Consider the following 17,241-nt stretch of genomic DNA (forward strand, 5'->3'; position numbering starts at 1 on the left):
CACACAGACGGGCACAGGAGACACCATGGCGACCTTCTCACGCATGGCCAGCGCGCTGGCCGTCCTTGCATTGGCCGGCGGCATCGCGCATGCGGATGAAACCACCGGACTGACCCAGGACACCATCAAGATCGGCATCTTCGGCCCCATGACGGGCGCCGCGGCGCTGTTCGGCAAGGCCGTTTTCGGCGTCGAATCGGTCTACAAATCGGTCAACGATGCCGGGGGCATCCATGGCCGGAAGATCGTGCTCGTGCGCGAGGACACCGCCTGCGACCCCACGCGCGGCCTGGCGGCCTTCAAGAAGCTGGCCTCGCAGGACCAGGTGTTCGCCCTGGACGCCGGCCTGTGCAGCAATGTGGTCATGGCGGCCAAGGCCGACATCGAGAAATCCGGCATTCCTTTCATGGGCCTGGGCGCGGCCACGCCCGGCATCGCCACGCCGCTGGCGGCCAATATGTTCCAGCCCGTGGCCACCACCGACGAGGTGGGCCGGTCGATGATCGACTTCGCCATGTCCAAGCCGGGCACCGCGAAGATCGCCATCATCAGCCACTCCGACGATTGGGGGAAATCCAACCGCGACCCGGCCGTCGCCTATCTCAAGTCCAAATATGGCCTGGCGCCGGCGCTGGACCTGACCATGGAACGCGGCTCCACCGACGCCACCCCGCAGATACTCAAGCTGCGCGGCGCCGGCGCCGATTTCGTGCTGGTGCTCATGTATCCGGCCGAAGTCGCCATTTTCATGCGCGACGCCTACAAATACGGCGTGAAGGTCCCGGTGCTGGCGCCGCAATCCATCTCGCTCGAGGACACCCGGAACCGTGTGGGCAGCCTGGCGCCGGTGGCCAACATGGCCGTCTACTACCCCTATTCCCATCCCACCGACACCCCCGAGATGCGGAAGTGGAGCGACCTGATCCACAAGTACTACCCCAACGAACGCATCGAGGCCTTCAGCTTTCTGGGCATGAGCGGGGCGCTGGCCATGGTGCAGGCGCTGAAGGACGCGGGCCCCGACCTGACCCGCTCCAAGCTCATCGCCGCCCTCGACAATATCCGGAACTTTGAATCCGGCATCTCGGCCACGCCGATCAGCTTTTCGCCGACCGACCACGCCGGCGTCAAGGGCGGCGCCTTCCTGCTCTACGGCAAGGACGGCAAGCCCGTGGTCGTGAAGCGCTGGCCCGACGCGCAAAAGTAGATCCATGCTGCTGCAATTGACCTTAAGCGGAATCGCCCAGGGCAGCATCTACGCGCTGCTGGCCCTGGGCATGACGGTGGTATTCCGCGCCACGGGCGTCGTCAATTTCGCGCATGGCGAATTCTTCATGCTGGGCGCCTTCGTGGTCTACGTGCTGATCCAGTACGTCGGCGCGCCGTTCGCCCTGGCCGCTCCGGTGGCCGTCGTGGCGATGTTCCTGATCGGGCGCGGCGTGGAACGCCTGGTCATCCGTCCCATCTCCCTGTCGCCGCACATCATCCTGGCGATGATGACGGTGGCGCTGTCCTATCTGTTCCGCGGCATCGCCCGCCTGTTCTGGGGCCGCGAAGTGCTGCCCATGCCGCCGGTCTTCTCGTTTCCGCCCATCGAGGCCGGCGACCTGATCATCACGGTGCAGGACATCCTGATGGCGGGCATGACGCTGGCGCTGGTCCTGGTGTTTTTCCTCTTCTTCAAGCTGACGCGCTTCGGCCGCATCGCCCAGGCCGCCTCGGCCAACCCGCGCGGCGCGGCGCTGGTCGGCATCGACGTGGACGCCTTCAGCGGCAATATGTGGGGCCTGGCGGCCGCGCTGGGCGGCATCACCGGCATCCTGGTCGCCCCGGTGACCCTGCTTTATCCCGACATGGGCGGGCAGACGCTCATCCGCGCGTTTGCCGCCATGACGCTGGGCGGTTTCGGCAATCTGGGCGGCGCCGTCGTCGGCGGCCTGCTGCTGGGCGTCATGGAGCAATGGGCGGGCGGCTACCTGTCCACCGCGCTCATCGACATTTTTTCCTATCTCGTCATCGTCGTCGTCCTGATCGCGCGGCCGCAAGGCCTGTTCGGCCGGCCCGACCTGACACGCGTCTAGCATCGGAGACCCGCGTGCCGAAACGCCTGGCATTCCTCGTCGTCGCAGCCTTGCTGGTGGCCCTGCCCCTGGCCACCAATGACTACGTCCAGTATGTGCTGAATCTCATCCTGGTCTATGGCCTGGCCGCCGTGGGCTTCAACCTCGTGCTCGGCTACCTGGGCCAGCTCGCCTTCGCCAACATGGCCTTCTTCGGCATCGGCGCCTATGCGCTGGGCATTCTCATGGAACAGGCCGGCCTGTCTTTCTGGGCCGCCATCCTGCCGGCCGGCCTGGCTGGCGCCGCCGCGGGCCTCGTGGTGGGCTTGCCCGCGCTGCGGCTCAAGGGCTACTACCTCGCCATCGTGACCCTGGCCTTCGGCGAACTGATGCGCTGGGGCTATATCCACATGGACGCCTATACGCATGGTTCCAGCGGCCTGGCCATCCCCGCGCCGTCGCTGGGCGCCATGGCCCTGGAATCGCAGGCGCAGCGCTACTACCTGATACTGGCCGCCGTGGCGCTGGTGGTGTGGGGCACGTTCAACCTGCTGCGCTCGCGCATCGGGCGCGCCTGGGTCGCCATCCGCGAGAACGAATTCGCCGCCGCGTCGCTGGGCTACTGGCCCGCGCGCTACAAGGTGGCCGCCTTCGTGGCCAGCGGCTTCGTCACCGGCATCGCCGGCGCCCTCTTCGCCGTCCTGATCGGCCGCATCGCGCCCGACAGCTTCGGCCTGAACCAACTGCTGCTGCAATTCGCGGTGGTGATGATCGGCGGCATGGGCAGCGTCTGGGGATCGCTGCTGGGCGCGGCCCTCCTGACCGCCACGCCCGAGTTGCTGCGCAACGTTCCGGGCGCCGAAGAGATCTTCTTCAGCCTGATGCTGATGGCCGTGCTGCGCTTCATGCCGCGCGGACTGATGGGCGTACTCGCCGCGCGTCTGCCCCTGCTGCGCGAACGCCTTTACCGGAGCTGATGCCATGGCCTTGCTGGAACTCGACCGCGTCAGCGTCTCCTTCGCCGGGCTCAACGCCCTGACCGACGTGTCCTTCACGCTGGAAGCCGGACAGATACGCGCCATCATCGGCCCGAACGGCGCCGGCAAATCCACGCTCTTCAACGCCATCACCGGCTATATCCCCGCGCACGCCGGCACGGTACGCTTCGCAGGCCGCGATGTGCGGGGCATGCTGCCGCACCGCATCTCGGCCCTGGGCATGCGGCGGACCTTCCAGAACGGCGGCGCCTTCGCATCGATGACCGTGCTGGAGAACGTGCTGTCCGGCCTGAGCCAGCAGACGGCAAGCTCCGCGATCGGCCTGCTCTTCGGCCTGCCCAAGGCGCGCGCCGCCGAACGCCAGGCCCTGGCGCGCGCCCATGCGCTGCTCGATCTGATGGACATCGCCGCACTGGCCGACCGCAAGACCGCCGACCTCTCTTCGGGGCAGCAGCGCATCGTCGAGATTACGCGCGCCCTGGCCGCCAAAGCCGACTTGCTGCTGCTCGACGAGCCCGCCGTGGGCCTCTCGGCCAGCGAACGCGACCATCTGATGCGCGTGCTGCGCGGCCTGGCCGCCGACGGCATCGCCATCCTGCTGGTCGAACACACGATCGACCTCGTCATGGCGGTGTCGGACTGCATCGCCGTGCTCAACTACGGCCAGTTGATCGCCGACGGCAAGCCCGAGGCCATCCGCTCGCACCCCGCCGTCCTGGAGGCGTATCTTGGCAAGCACTGAAGCCTTGTTGTCGGTCTCCGGCCTGGCCTACCGCTACGGCAAGGCCGCGGCGCTGCGCGGGGTCTCGCTCGAGATACGCCCCGGCGAAGTCGTGGCCTTGCTGGGCGCCAACGGCGCGGGCAAGAGCACCCTCATCAATCTGGTCAGCGGTTTTCTCAAACCCGCGGCCGGAGACATCCGCATGCAGGGCCAGGCGATCGGCGGCATGCCGCCGTATCAGGTCTTCCGCCGCGGCGTGGTGCAGGTCTCGCAGGGCCGCGACCTGTTCCCCGCCATGACCGTGCGCGACAACCTGGAACTGGGCGCCGTGTCCCGCCAGGACGATATCTCCACCGACCTGGCCCGCGTCTACGACTATTTCCCTAGGCTGCGCGAGCGCCTCGACCAGCGGGTGGCCACGCTGTCCGGCGGCGAGCAGCAAATGGTGGCCATCGGCCGCGCGCTGATGGGCCGCCCCCGCGTGCTGCTGCTGGACGAACCCTCGGCCGGCCTCGCCCCGAGGTTCGTCGATGAAATCGGCCGCATCATGGGCGTGCTCAAGGACGGCGGCGCCACCATGATGATCGTTGAACAGAACCTGGCCCTGGCGCTGGGCCATGCCGACCGCTACTACATCCTGCGCGACGGCGCGCTGGCCGGCGCGGGCGTCCCTTCGGACCTCGGCGATGACTATGCCGCCGTGGCGCGCAACTACTACCTATAGGAAACACACGATGGAAATCTTCGATGTCGCCGTGATAGGCGGCGGCAACGCCGCCCTGTGCGCCGCCTTGTCGGCCCAGGAATCGGGCGCCCGGGTCATCGTTATCGAGCGCGCCCCCAAGGACAACCGCGGCGGCAGCTCCGCCTTTACCGGCGGCGCTTTCCGCATCGCGTACAAAGGCAACGACGACCTCAAGACGCTGATCCCCGACCTGAGCGAGGACGAACTCGCCAACAGCGACTTCGGCAGCTACACGGAAGACCAGTTCTACAACGAGGCGGTAGCCATGAGCGGCTATCGCGCCGACGCCGACGTCCTCGACACGGTGGTCACCCAGAGCTTCCCCACCATGATGTGGATGCGTTCCCATGGCGTACGCTTCATGCCCATCTACGGCCGCCAGTCCTTCAAGGTGGACGGCAAGAACAAGTTCTGGGGCGGCCTGACCGTGGAGGTCTCGGGCGGCGGCCTGGGCCTCATGCAGGCGCTCTACGATCGCGCCGAGAAGCTGGGCCTGGATCTGCGCTACGGCGCGCGCGCCTGCGGACTGGAGCGCGAAGGCGATGCCTGGACCGTCGCCCTGGAGGAGAACGGCGCCACCCGCAAGCTGCGGGCGCGCGCCGTGGTGCTCGCCACCGGCGGCTTCCATGCCAACGTGCGCTGGCGCGCCCAGTACCTGGGCCCCAACTGGGACCTCGCCAAGGTGCGCGGCTCGCGCTACAACACCGGCGACGGCATCGACATGGCGGTGGGCGCCGGCGCCATCGCGCATGGCAACTGGACAGGCTGCCACGCCGTGTTCTACGACCTGAATGCCCCCGCCTTCGGCGACATCGACCTGCTCAACCAGCAGAAGAACTATTTCAACCTGGGCATCGTGGTCAACGCCGATGGCCGGCGCTTCGTCGACGAGGGGCTGGACTTCCGCAACTACACCTACTCGGGCATGGGCGCCCGCGTGCTGGCCCAGCCGGGAGCCGTGGCCTGGCAGGTGTTCGATGCCAAGACCGCGGGCCTCCTGCCCGACGAGTATCGCGTCAAGCACGCCACCCGCCTGCAGGCCGACACGCTGGAAGAACTTGCCGCGCAAATGGAAGGCATCAACCCGCGCGGCTTTCTCCAGACGGTGCGCGAGTTCAACGACTCCATCGACCAGAGCGTGCCCTTCAACCCCGCGATCAAGGACGGCCGCGCCACGCGCGGCCTGGCGGTGCCCAAATCCAACTGGGCCCATCCGCTCGACACCGGCCCCTTCGTGGCCTACGCCGTCACCTGCGGCATCACTTGCACCTATGCCGGCGTCAAGGTCAATCCGAACGGCCAGGTGCTCGACGGCGACGACCATCCGCTGCCGGGCCTGTACGCGGCCGGCGAAATGGTCGGCGGCCTGTACTACGTCAAGTACGCGGGCGGCATCGGCCTGACCGCCGGCTCGGTGCTCGGCCGCATTTCCGGCGCGCACGCCGCGTCGCTGGCCCGCGCATGAGCCCGTTCCTGACATCACGACCCTATACGGATACCGCATGACAAATTCCGATCTGAATACCACCCTGGTGGTCGTCGGCGCCGGCATGGCCGGCTTCGCGGCCGCGCTTCAGGCCGCCCAGGACGGCCACGATGTCATCCTGCTGGAAAAGCTCTCCGAAACCGGCGGCTCGTCGGCCATGTCGGGCGGGTGCCTGGCCTTTGCCGGCACCGACCTGCAATTGGCCAACGGCGTCGACGACTCGAATGAGCTGCTGTTCAAGGACCTGCGCGAAGTCGGCAAGTTCGAGAACGACGAAAGCCTGGTGCGCGCCTACGTCGACAACCAGCTCGACACCTACGAATGGATGAAGCGGGCCGGCGTGCAGTTTGGACCGCATATCGAAACCTCCTCGGGCCAGTCGGTGCCCCGCGTGCACAATGTGGATCCGGCCGACGCCGTACGCGCGCTGGCGGCCAGCGCCCAGCGCACCGGCCGCGTCCGGCTCCTGGCCGGCACCCGCGCGCTGCGCCTGGTCCGCGACGCGCAAGGCGGCTGCGTCATCGGCGTGACCGCGGAGCGCGGCGGCGAAACCTTCAAGGTGCTGGGCAGCCGCGGAGTGGTGCTGGCCAGCGGCGGTTTCGTGCAGAACGCCGGGCTTGTCCACCGCTATGCCCCGCAGTACAACGAGGAGACGGCCGTCTTCATCGGCGGCGCGGGCAATATGGGCGACGGCCTGAAGATGGCCCAGCAACTGGGCGCCGACTGCCGCGACATGATCTACATCAAAGGCACCTACGGCAAGCATCCCACCGACGAGACCAACCACCACAGCCTCCTGGCAGTCTACAAGGGCGCCATCGCCGTCAACCAGAACGGCAAGCGCTACGTCGACGAGTCCATCTCGTACAAGCTGCTGGGCGACGCCTGCATCCAGCAACCCTATAGCGCCACCTTCCAGATCTTCGACCAGCCCATCTTCGATAGCGGCGACAACCAGACCCGCATCCTGGACATCGAACGGCGCCACGAGGAAGGCCTGGTCATCCAGGCGGACACGCTGGAGGAACTGGCCGGCATGATCGAGGTGCCCGCCGACGCGCTGGTCGACACGGTCGACGCCTACAACCGCTACGTCGATGCCGGCCACGATCCCGAATTCGGCCGCGAGCACCTGGTGCACCAGCACGGCAAGCTGGTGAAAATCCAGAAGGCTCCGTTCTACGCCTATCCTTCCGCGGCGGCCGTGTACGGGACCTATTGCGGCCTGTGCGTCGATGCCGCCATGCGCGTGCTGGACGTTTATGGCGAGCCGCTGGCGGGCCTGTACGCCGCGGGTGAGGTCGTGGGCGGCCTGCATGGCGCGGCCTACATGACCGGCTCCGCCCTGGGCAAGGCCGCCATCTTCGGCCGCATCGCCGCGCGTACCGCGCTGGCCGACTGAGACGAGGACAGTCATGCATGTCGCCGTACTCCTCGCCGGCGTGGCCGATCCCAGGAAGCCGCTGCCCAAGCCCGCCTCGGGCGACTGGCGCGACCTGCCCGGCTCCGCCGCCGTCTCCTACAAGCTCAGTCCCTTCGACGAGGCGGCGCTGGAAATCGCGCTCAAGTTGCGCGACCAGGGCGCGGCGGCCCGCGTCACGGCCATCGTCACCGACGGCGCCCACGATCCGGCGCTGCTGCGGGCCATCGCGGCGCTCAAGCCCGACCGGGTGCGGGGCCTGTCGCCGCCCGCCGCCCAGCGCGGCAACCCGCCATGGCTGGCGCAGCATGCGCCCGGCCTGCTGCGCGAAGGCGATGCCTGGCCCGGCCTCATCCTGATCGGCCGAGAGCATGGCGATCTGGACGACGGCATGGCGCCGGCCTACCTGGCGGAAACCTGGGGCCTGCCCTATGTGGGCCTGGCCTTGCAGGTGCAGGCCCGCGCGGAAGGCGGCTGGACGCTGTTGCGCAGCGGCGCGCAACAGGACGAATCGCTGGCCCTTCCGGCGCCTGCCATGGCCAGCATCAGCAACGACAAGAGCAATCGCCTGCGCCATCCGCTCATGAAGAACGTGGCGCTGGCCAAGCAATTCACATTCGAGCAGGCCACGCCGGATGCGGCGCAGCCCGCCGCGCGCGCCGCCTTGGTCCACGCCGCGCCGGCCGAAGCCGCCGCGCGCGGCGCGCAGGCCTGCAAGCTGTTCACCGGCCCGGTTCAAGCGCAGGCGGCCGCGCTTGCCGCCTACCTGCGCGCGCCGGCGACCGCCCACTCCTAGATGCCATCCATGTCCGATACTCCCACCCTCTTGGCCCTGGTCCCGGACTGCGGCGATGATCCGGCCGCCGATCGCGCCCTCATGGACCACGCCCGGCGACTCGCCGACGCCTGCGGCGGCGGCGCCCATGCCGTGATGGCCGGACCGCCGGCGGCAAGCGAAGCGGCATGGTCCAGCGCGCGGCTCGCCGGGCTGGACCATGCCTGGTTCATCCCGACGCCGTCGCCCGCCCCGCAGCCGCAGCAATACGCCGACCTGTTCGCCGGCGCGCTGCAAACCGAAGGCCTGGCCGCGCACGTGCCTCATGCCCTGATGCTGGTGGCCGCCCATCCCGATCACGAGGCCTGCGCCGGCGCGCTGGCCGCGCGCCTGGGCGCGGTGCCGCTGGGCCGCTGCGCGACGCTTGAATTCGACCCGCAAGGCGGGCTGCGCGCCACGCGCGGCGCCTACGGCAACCGGCTTACCGTCACCCATGCCTGCACGGGCGCCATGATCGCCGCCGTCCGGCCCCTGGCCGGGCAAGCGTCCGCGCCGCCACGGCAAACCGCAATGCACATGCTCGACGGCCTGCCCGCCCCACGGGCGGCGCTTCCGCTCACGCCTTTGCCGCGCAATGAACCCCACGCCGGTCTCGACGGCGCGCGCATCGTGGTGTCCGGCGGCCGCGGCATGGGCGGCGACACGGCCTTCCCCCTCCTGTACGACATCGCGGCCAGGCTGGGCGGCGCGGTCGGCGCCAGCCTGCCCGCCGTCGATGCGGGCTGGGCGCCCGTGACCCGCCAGGTGGGCATATCCGGCAAGTACGTAAGCCCCGACATCTATCTGGCGATCGGGATTTCGGGTACACCCCAGCATCTGGCGGGCATCGATCCCCACACCCGCATCGTCGCCATCAACAAGGACGCCGAAGCCAATATTTTCAACGTCGCCGAGGCTGGCGCCGTCGCCGAGTGGCAAACTCTGCTGCCGGCCTTGTTGGACGCACTGGATACCATTCCAGCCCCTTGAACACCCCTATCGCGGCGCGCAGGCACAGAACGCGAAGACCATCCATGACAAGACGGAGACAAACCATGCAAGACCATCCCCCCACCCGCCGCGGCGCGCTGCGCAAGCTGGCGGCTTTCCTGGCCCTTCTTCCCCTGGCGGCCGCAGCCCCCGCCCTGGCCGCGGACAATTTCCCCAGCAAGCCCATACGCCTCATCGTGAGCTATCCGCCCGGCGGCTCCAACGACATCGCCGCGCGCATCATCGCGCCGGAACTGGGCCAGGCCCTGGGCGCTTCGGTCGTGGTGGAAAACCGTGCCGGCGCCAGCGGCGTCATCGGCGCGGACCACGTCGCCAAATCGGACCCCGATGGCTATACGCTGCTGCTCTCGAGCATCAGCCCCATCGTGCTGGCGCCCCAGACCATGAAGTCGCCGCCCTTCTACGCGCCCAAGGCGTTCAAGGCCGTCAACATGATGGCGCTTACGCCGGAAGCCATCGCCGTCGGCCCCCGATTGAGCGGCGTCAAGACCTTGAAGGAACTGCTGGATCGCGCCAAGACGCAGCAGATAACCTTGTCCTCCTCCGGCTCGGGCGGCCTGCCCCACCTGACCATCGAACTGCTCCGCAAGGTCCAGGGCAATATCCTCCACGTGCCCTACAAGGGCGCGGGGCCCGCCGTTACCGACACGCTGGGCGGCCACGTGGACGGCATCGTGATGGATCTGCCGCCCCTTTACAGCCTGATCAAGGAAAACCGCCTGACGGCGCTGGCCGTCACCAGCGAGAAGCGCGTGGACTTCCTGGCCGACGTTCCCACCGCCCAGGAATTCCTGCCGGGCTTCAACGTCGAGAACTGGGTGGGCATCTTCGCGCCGGCGGGCACGCCCGACGCCATCGTCGCAAAGGTGGATGCGGCCTTGCGCCACGCAGTGGCCCAACCCAAAGTGAAGACGGCGCTGGCCGATGCCGCCATGGCGCCCGCGGTCATGGACACGCCGCAGGACTTCCAGAAACGGCTGGCCGACGACTACGTGCGCTGGGGCAAGGTCATCCAGGATGCCGGCGTCGAAATGACGAATTGACGAACCGGGCCGCGCCTAGCCGGCGCGGCCCGAGAATGCGCTTTCCGGATAGGCGGCCGCGCCCAGGGCCTGCCTGGCGTGGCGCCTCATGGCCTCGGTGGGCGAAGCGTAGAGCTGCCGCCGGCTGATGTCGAGACAACCGGCGGCGCGGGCGTTCGCGAAGAACGCCGCATGGTGGAACAACACGCCCAGCGCGTCGAGTACGGCCGCGCCCTCCACCGACAGCAGCCGGTGCCGCACCAGGAACTCGTTGAGCACGCCGTCTCCCGGGATGATGACTTCGACGCCTTGCGCCAGGGCGACGCGGCAGGCCTCGATGAACCGGTCCCGGACGGAGGCCGCCGCGGCCTCGTCGCCCTCCAGGTCGAACAGGTCGACCGCGGGGCTCATCGACACCACGCCCGACAGGCGCCCGGACAAACCGTACTGCGCCGCCAGGTCTTCGGTCTGCATTTTCTGGAATGGCGTCAGCGCGATCATGCCGACCCTGCGGCCCAGGGAACAGGCGGTCAACAGGCAGCTCTCGGTCAGGCTGACCACGGGAATGTCCACCAGGGACCGCGCCTCGACCAGGCCCGGGTCGAAGAAGCAGCCCAGCGCGAACGCGTCGTAGCCCGCGGCCTGCGCGGTTTCGGCGGCCTCGCAGACCTGGCGGACATTGAGCAGGCGCATGCCCGCGCTGCTGTTGACGCTCATCGGCGCGACGCCGGGAGGATAGGTGCCCGGGCGCAGGCCGTGCACCACGACTTGCGCCCGCGCTCCCATGACCGCATCGGCATGCGCCTGCAACGTGTCGCGATACTTCGCGAACACGTCCAGGTCGGTAAAGCTCTGATGCCAGATTTTCACGGTCTATCCTCCCATGCCCGCGTCAGGGGTGAGCGAACACCACGGTTTCGCTGCTCTCGGTCTTGCAGAACCGGCCGATGCTGCCGACCGAGTTGGCATGTTCCTGCGCGCTGTGCGCCGCGCACAGGTCTTCGAGCAGGATCATTTCGTAGTCGCGGTCATGGCCGTCGCGCGCGGTGGCCTGCACCACAGCCTGCGTGGAGACGCCCGAGAAATAGATGCGCTGGATGTTCTGGGCGCGCAACTGGGCTTCCAGCGTGGTCGAGTAGAACGGGCTGACGCGATGCTTGACGACCTGGATGTCGCCCACCTTCTGTTCGAGTTCCGGGTGGATCTCGGTGCCCCACGCGCCCAGTTTGAACAGGCCGTGCTGCGGCGCGGCCGAGAACACCTGAGAGCCTTGCGGGCATTCGGGATAGCCTTCCGAGAAGCCGACCCGCACAAAGCCCACGGCGATGCCCGCGGCGCGGGCGCGCGCAATCGCGCTGGCCGTCTTGGCGATCAGTTGGCGTTCGCGCACTTGCTCGCCCAGCGGGCTCTTGCCATTGGGACCGTCGGCGTGCACCAGGTCGTTCTGCATGTCGAGGACCAGGAATAGGGCTCGGGGTTGTTGCATGGTTGAATCTGCCTTAAAAAAAGTTTGCTTGGGTAAAGAACGTTCAATCGCACCAGATGCCGCCATTGACATCCAGTATCTCGCCGGTGACGAAGCCGGATTGCGGCGCGGCCAGGAACAGCACGGCCGCGGCGATTTCGTCCGCCGCCCCCATGCGGCCCATGGGAATCAGGTCGCGCAGGGTCTGCGGAAAATTGGTGGTCATGGCCGACGCGACCGGGCCCGGCGCCACCGCATTGACCGTAATGTTGGCCGACGCCAGCTCCTTGGCCAGGAAGGCCGTCATGATGTGCACGCCGGCCTTGGACGCGCCGTAGGCAACATTGCTGGCGCGGTCCTGTTCGCCTGGCGCCAGCCAGGGGCGCGGATTGCCGCCATTCTTGCCGATCACCGAGCCCATGTTGACGATGCGGCCGCCGCCTGCGCGCTTCATGTGGCCGATGGCGGCCTGGCAGCACAGGAAGGTGCCCTTGAGGTTGATGTCCATGACGCGGTCCCATTCCGCCTCGGCCAGGGTTTCGGCGTTGCCCATGGACACGATGCCGGCCACGTTCACCAGGATATCCAGGCGGCCCAGCCGGGCGACGACATCGTCCATGCAGCGCACGATGTCGTCGCGGCGCGTGACGTCCAGGGACGCGCCCTGGACGCCGGGAACAGGCGGCTCGAACGCCGCGCGATCGGCGGCGACGACTTGCGCGCCGTGCGCGGCCAGAGCAGTGCAGACCGCCCGCCCGATGCCGCCGGCCCCGCCCGTCACCAGGGCGACCCGGCCCGAGAAAAGATCATCGCGATACATGTCATGATTCCTTGAAAGTCATATCGAAGGCCGCCTGCACGCGGCCTTGCATCAGGGTGGTCCACAAAGCCTCGGCCCGGTCCGGCCAGGCCGCGTGCCGCAGGCAGTCATCGAATTTCTTCCTGGCGAGCGTCCCGTCGACCCGGAGATCGTCCGCCTGGAAGGAGGCTTGCCGCAGCACTCGCCCGTTCTCCAGCAAAGCCAGCACCGCCTGCGGATGCCCCGGGTTGTCGGACAGGCCGTCCTCCAGCTCGATTCTTTCGGCCATGCGCAGGACGGCCGCGTCCGCCAGCGCCTGGCTGGACAGCCCTTGCAGCGTGGGCGCCCCATGCACGAGGGTATAGGCCGTCATGAAGGGAATGCTGTACTTGGCGTCCTGCAGCGTGGCGGGCCGCCGGCGCTGGGCCAGCGGCCGGCAGAGGCGGCCCGCCGAGGGGTTGACCGCCACGCGCAGCCGCGCCTCGGGATGCGCCAGACAGGCCTCGCGCGCGGCCAGCGCGACGGCGACGTACGGATGCGACAAACGGCAACTGGGCCAGGGCTTGATGTCCACCTGCCGCGCGTGCCAGATCGAAAAATCCAGCAGCATGGCGCGCTGCCGCGAAGACAGGGCGCCCGCGAGATACAGGCGGAACAACCCGGCCGCGCCGTCCATGGCGCCGGCGGGCCCCGTCACCCCGGCGCGCGCCAGCAGGGCGGCCTGCAGGCCGCCCTGCGCAGCGAACGCCGGATAGATGCCGCGCGCCGTCGCGCCGGTGCCGAAGCCGGCCTCCTTGCCGCCGGCCAGTTGCATATAGGCCAGGCCGAGCGCCGAGACCAGTTGCCGCGGGTTCAGCCCCAGCACGAGCCCGGCCGCCACGCTGGCGCCCAGATAGCCGAACAATTGGGTCAGGAACCATTCCGCGCCCGGGCCTTCGCCCTGCGGCGCGCAAATCGCCCCCAGCCGGCACATCAACTCGCTGCCCAGCGCCACCGCGTCGACCACCGCCGCGTCCGTGGCCCGCGTCAGGCCCGCGGCCGCCATGGCGGCCGGGAGCACACAGGTGCTGGGATGCAGGCGCCCGACATCGTGGATGTCGTCGTAGTCGAGGATGTGGATCAGCGACGAATTGATGAAAGCGGCCGCCAGCGGCGCGGCGCGCCCTCCGCCGACCAGGCCGCTCGTCCCCGCGCCATGGCCGGCGAGCAAGCCCTGGATCACCTGTCCGCCCAGCTCGGTGCCGCGGGCCGCCAGCGCGATGCCGAGAGAATCGGCGATGTGCAGGCGCGTCTTGGCCCGCATATCCTCGGGCACGCCGGCATGGCTCGCCTGCAGCAGGGCCTGCGCCAGTTCGATGCTCAGCGATGTACTGTCCGCTGCCATGTCCGGTCCCGGCCTAACGCGCGTCCGCGATATGGTTGCCCGACCGGCGGCCGAACACCAGCCCCTTGAGCACCGACGTGGCGCCGGTGTAGTTGGTGTAGTACGTGCCCACGATTTCGCCCGCCGCGTAGAGGTTCTCCATGGGATTGCCGTCGGTGTCGAGCACCTGTCCCGAGGGGTTGATCTTCAGGCCGCCGAAGGTGAAGACGTTCGACGAAATGATGGGATAGGCAATGAAGGGGCCTTGCTCGATGCGGCGCGACCAATGGGACTTGCGCGGCGCGAGGCCTTGCGTGGCCAGGCCGTCGAGTTCCAGCGGCTTGAAGCCGTCCTCGGCCGGGCAGGCCGCGTTGTAGCCTTCCACGGTGGCCTCCAGCGCGCCTTCCGGAAGGCCGATCTTGGCGGCCAGCGCGGCCAGCGTGTCGGCCTCGATGGCGGGCTGGTCGGTGCGGATGGCCAAGCGATAGTTGGGCACGTCCTTCACGCGCTGGTCCAGGATGACGTACGCGATGCCCTGTTCCTGCTCGTAGATGCGGCGGGTGACGCGTTCGTAATAGGCGTCGACCGTGCCCGGGGCCTCGTCGGTGAAGCGCTGGCCCGCTTTGTTGACCAGGACGCCGTACGGAAAGATGAAGATCGACGGTTCCGACACGCCCGAGCGCGGGTCGACCGGCTCGGCGTGGTAGCTGCCGAATTCGCCGCTGGGCGCCGCGCCCGCCTCGAACGCCATCTCGATGCCTTCGCCGCGGTTGAAGTACCCGCCCTTGCACACCGGGCGCAGGTAGACCGAACGCGGGCCGATGTACTTGGCCATCAGCGCCGAGTTGCCTTCGAAGCCGCCGCAGGCCAGCACCACTTTGCCCATCAGGCGCAAGCCGCCCTCCTGCGCATGGTGGGCGAGCAAGCCCTGGACCGTGCCGTTGTCATCGACGATCAGGCGCCGCGCGGTGGTGTGGTAGAGGAAAGTCACGCCCAGGCTTTCGGCCTTGGCGGCCAGGGCCTCGACCAGCGCCTCGCCGCCGCCCACCGGCAAGAGGCGGGGCTGGGTCTTGGTCAGGAACTGCGTGGGCAGGAAGTCGAACTTCACGCCCATGCCCTGCAGCCAGGCGATGGTTTCCGGCACATGGTCGGCGAAGCAACTGATCAGTTCGGGGTCCAGCACCGGCAACGCGCGCGCGGCGTGCGACCACGACTCGCGGCCCTGCGCCATCTCGGCCTCGAAATCGGGGTCCATGTAGACCGCGGCGTTTTCCGCCAGATGCGTCTCGAAGTCATCGGACACCTGGTCGATGGCCTTCATGCGCAGGTAGGCCTCGGTGTAGCGGCTCTGGCCGCCCCGGTCGGCGCGGCTGGCGCGCTCGAGCACCGCCACCTGCAAGCCACGCTCGGCCGCCGCCACGGCCGCGGACAGGCCCGCCACGCCGCAACCGGCCACCACGACATCGAATGTACGTTCCATGCTCTCCATCCTTTGGGAAATAGACATCGGCGCCGTATTTATCGGCGCTACACTCGATAGAGTAGGATGCTCGCTGTCCGTGTGTTAGCCCTTGGCGGCTAATGCGCAATTAGAAAAAATCGAAAGGAGACTCATGGACAAACTATGGGCCATGGAGGTGTTCGTACGCGTCATGGAATGCGGCAGCCTCTCGCGCGCCGCCGAATCGCTGGATCTCGCCAACGCCACCGTTACCACCAGCCTGCGCAACCTGGAAGCGCACCTGGGCACAACGCTGATCCAGCGCAACTCCCGTCACCTGCACCTCACCGAAGAGGGACGGATATTCCTGCCGCATTGCCAGGAGATCCTGCGCAGCGTGGCGCGCGCGGAATCGGATGTGAAGATCCAGGGCAGCGAGGTCGTCGGCCCGCTGCGCGTGGAGGCGCCGTTCGCCATCGGCCAGAATCTGCTGTGCCCGGCCCTGGTCGAACTCACCCGCCGCCACCCGGGCCTGTCCGTTTCCGTTTCGTTGACCAACGATCCGCACAACCTCATCGAACGCGCCACCGACGTGGCGATCCGCATGGACCGCGTGGAAGACGCCGACCTGGTGGGCCGGCCCATCTACGAAGCGCAATACATCGTATGCGGCACGCCGGAAGTGGTCGGCGCCATGCGCGCCGCCACGCCGCGCGACCTGGACCCCGGCCGCTGCCTGGGGCTGTTCGCCGAAGGCAACCACGCGCCCAATCCCTGGCGCTTCTCCAAGGACGAGGACGAAGTGGTGGTGAACCCCGGCGGGCCGCTCAGTTTCAACAATACGGCGGCGCTGATCCAGGCCGCCCTGCAGGACGTAGGCCTGATCTACGTGCTGGACGTCTTCGTGAGCGACCTGGTCAAGCAGGGCAAGCTGGTCGAGCTCTTCCCCGACTGGCAGACCAGCAAGCGGACCTTCCACGCCGTGACGGTCAAATCGCGTTTCGCGGCGCCCAAGGTGCGCGCCTTCATCGACTTCCTGCTGGAAATCTTCGATGCGCGGCGCCGCCCCAGCGTCACGACGATGATTGCAGTCGGTCCAGGCCGTAAAAAGAGAAAACCTCTCTGACGCGGTCGGGCTCGGGGGGCTTGTGGTAATAGCCCCTGCGGCAGGTCTTGATGCCGCACAGGGTCCGCAGATCGTGCATGGTCTCGGCCTGCTTCACCCACGCGGCCAGCGAATCCAGGATGGGCACGCCGTCCACGTCGACGACGCCGTTCTGCGCCAGCAGCACATTGAGCGGCGCCTCGCCCGGAATGATGACGTCGGCGCCCTGCGCGATCAGCCTGCGCGCCGTGGCCTGGAAGCGCTCGATCAGCTCGGAGGGGTCGCTGAAGCCCTTGAGCACGTCGCTGAACGTAAAACCCACCGGCATGGCGCCCACGAAGCGCGATTCGAGCCCGTGGTTCTTGACGTTCTCGGCGATGAGTTCGTTCATGTCGTCGATGAAGAGCAGCACGCCGAACTTGCGGCCCAGCATGCAGGCCGTCAGCATGGCGGACTCGCCATAGCCCACCACCGGAATGTCCACCAGGCTGCGGATTTCGCGCAAGGCCGGCTCGGGCAGCGTGCTCAGCGAATAGACGTCGTAGCCCTGCTGCTGGGCCTGCACCGCGGCCGCCATGAACTGCAAGCCATGCACATACTGGAAGGCCGCATGGCGGATATCGTTGCCGGGATAGTTGCTGCGGTAGGTGCCGGCCTGCATGCCGTGCATGTCGATCTGCGTGTCGGGCCGCGCCACCTTGGAAAAGTGGCGCTTGAGCGCCTCGCTGTAGGGCCCGAGGTCGCTGAGTACGGTAAAGCTTTGATGCCAGATTTTCATATAACCACTGTAT

General features: G+C 68.0%; 17 protein-coding genes. 11 read left to right on the plus strand and 6 right to left on the minus strand.

The window, feature by feature from the left end:
* Positions 1–25 precede the first annotated feature (25 nt).
* The 10 genes from AVE30378_RS11200 to AVE30378_RS11245 all read left to right on the plus strand — a co-directional run bounded on the left by AVE30378_RS11200 (position 26) and on the right by AVE30378_RS11245 (position 10,298).
* The gene (locus AVE30378_RS11200; protein ID WP_129240930.1) at positions 26–1,207 is read left to right on the plus strand and encodes an ABC transporter substrate-binding protein; all 1,182 of its coding nucleotides are present in this window, start codon (positions 26–28) and stop codon (positions 1,205–1,207) included.
* A gap of 4 nt (positions 1,208–1,211) precedes the next feature.
* The gene (locus AVE30378_RS11205; protein ID WP_129240931.1) at positions 1,212–2,081 is read left to right on the plus strand and encodes a branched-chain amino acid ABC transporter permease; all 870 of its coding nucleotides are present in this window, start codon (positions 1,212–1,214) and stop codon (positions 2,079–2,081) included.
* 14 nt (positions 2,082–2,095) lie between these two features.
* Positions 2,096–3,037: a branched-chain amino acid ABC transporter permease gene (locus AVE30378_RS11210; RefSeq protein ID WP_167507611.1), complete on the plus strand. Its 942-nt coding sequence runs from the start codon at positions 2,096–2,098 to the stop codon at positions 3,035–3,037.
* 4 nt (positions 3,038–3,041) lie between these two features.
* Positions 3,042–3,800, plus strand: a complete 759-nt coding sequence (locus AVE30378_RS11215; RefSeq protein WP_129240933.1) for an ABC transporter ATP-binding protein — start codon at positions 3,042–3,044, stop codon at positions 3,798–3,800.
* Positions 3,787–4,503: an ABC transporter ATP-binding protein gene (locus AVE30378_RS11220; RefSeq protein ID WP_208742378.1), complete on the plus strand. Its 717-nt coding sequence runs from the start codon at positions 3,787–3,789 to the stop codon at positions 4,501–4,503. The genes AVE30378_RS11215 and AVE30378_RS11220 overlap by 14 nt, the downstream gene beginning before the upstream one ends.
* Positions 4,504–4,513: 10 nt before the next feature.
* Positions 4,514–5,989 (plus strand): FAD-dependent tricarballylate dehydrogenase TcuA, encoded by a 1,476-nt coding sequence (gene tcuA, locus AVE30378_RS11225; protein WP_129240934.1) that lies wholly within the window; start codon positions 4,514–4,516, stop codon positions 5,987–5,989.
* A gap of 37 nt (positions 5,990–6,026) precedes the next feature.
* Positions 6,027–7,412 (plus strand): FAD-dependent oxidoreductase, encoded by a 1,386-nt coding sequence (locus AVE30378_RS11230; protein ID WP_129240935.1) that lies wholly within the window; start codon positions 6,027–6,029, stop codon positions 7,410–7,412.
* A 13-nt stretch (positions 7,413–7,425) separates the two neighbouring features.
* Positions 7,426–8,226 carry an adenine nucleotide alpha hydrolase family protein gene (locus tag AVE30378_RS11235; protein WP_129240936.1) on the plus strand — a complete coding sequence of 267 codons (801 nt, stop codon included), beginning with the start codon at positions 7,426–7,428 and terminating at the stop codon, positions 8,224–8,226.
* A gap of 9 nt (positions 8,227–8,235) precedes the next feature.
* Positions 8,236–9,234: an electron transfer flavoprotein subunit alpha/FixB family protein gene (locus tag AVE30378_RS32740; RefSeq protein WP_208742379.1), complete on the plus strand. Its 999-nt coding sequence runs from the start codon at positions 8,236–8,238 to the stop codon at positions 9,232–9,234.
* Positions 9,235–9,299: 65 nt separating this feature from the next.
* On the plus strand, positions 9,300–10,298 hold the full coding sequence (locus AVE30378_RS11245) for a Bug family tripartite tricarboxylate transporter substrate binding protein (RefSeq protein ID WP_165360153.1): 999 nt from the start codon (positions 9,300–9,302) through the stop codon (positions 10,296–10,298).
* 15 nt (positions 10,299–10,313) lie between these two features.
* Here the strand turns inward: AVE30378_RS11245 and AVE30378_RS11250 are convergent, their stop codons facing one another.
* From AVE30378_RS11250 to AVE30378_RS11270, 5 genes are read right to left on the minus strand one after another with little or no spacing between them, the layout of a single operon-like run.
* Positions 10,314–11,147, minus strand: coding sequence for an aspartate/glutamate racemase family protein (locus AVE30378_RS11250; RefSeq protein WP_129240939.1), 834 nt, complete (start codon positions 11,145–11,147; stop codon positions 10,314–10,316).
* A 22-nt stretch (positions 11,148–11,169) separates the two neighbouring features.
* On the minus strand, positions 11,170–11,763 hold the full coding sequence (locus tag AVE30378_RS11255; protein WP_129240940.1) for a cysteine hydrolase family protein: 594 nt from the start codon (positions 11,761–11,763) through the stop codon (positions 11,170–11,172).
* 43 nt (positions 11,764–11,806) lie between these two features.
* Complete coding sequence (locus AVE30378_RS11260) at positions 11,807–12,562, minus strand: SDR family NAD(P)-dependent oxidoreductase (protein ID WP_129240941.1); 756 nt, start codon at positions 12,560–12,562, stop codon at positions 11,807–11,809.
* 1 nt (position 12,563) lies between these two features.
* Complete coding sequence (locus tag AVE30378_RS11265; protein ID WP_129240942.1) at positions 12,564–13,925, minus strand: MmgE/PrpD family protein; 1,362 nt, start codon at positions 13,923–13,925, stop codon at positions 12,564–12,566.
* Positions 13,926–13,938: 13 nt separating this feature from the next.
* Complete coding sequence (locus AVE30378_RS11270; RefSeq protein WP_129240943.1) at positions 13,939–15,384, minus strand: FAD-dependent oxidoreductase; 1,446 nt, start codon at positions 15,382–15,384, stop codon at positions 13,939–13,941.
* A gap of 133 nt (positions 15,385–15,517) precedes the next feature.
* On the opposite strand from AVE30378_RS11270, the gene AVE30378_RS11275 reads away from it, so the two are divergent.
* On the plus strand, positions 15,518–16,471 hold the full coding sequence (locus tag AVE30378_RS11275; protein ID WP_129240944.1) for a LysR family transcriptional regulator: 954 nt from the start codon (positions 15,518–15,520) through the stop codon (positions 16,469–16,471).
* Here the strand turns inward: AVE30378_RS11275 and AVE30378_RS11280 are convergent.
* Complete coding sequence (locus tag AVE30378_RS11280; protein ID WP_129240945.1) at positions 16,419–17,228, minus strand: aspartate/glutamate racemase family protein; 810 nt, start codon at positions 17,226–17,228, stop codon at positions 16,419–16,421. The genes AVE30378_RS11275 and AVE30378_RS11280 overlap by 53 nt on opposite strands.
* Positions 17,229–17,241: the final 13 nt, after the last annotated feature.

The sequence above is a fragment of the Achromobacter veterisilvae genome, assembly GCF_900496975.1.
GTDB classification, from domain to species: Bacteria; Pseudomonadota; Gammaproteobacteria; order Burkholderiales; family Burkholderiaceae_B; genus Achromobacter; species Achromobacter veterisilvae.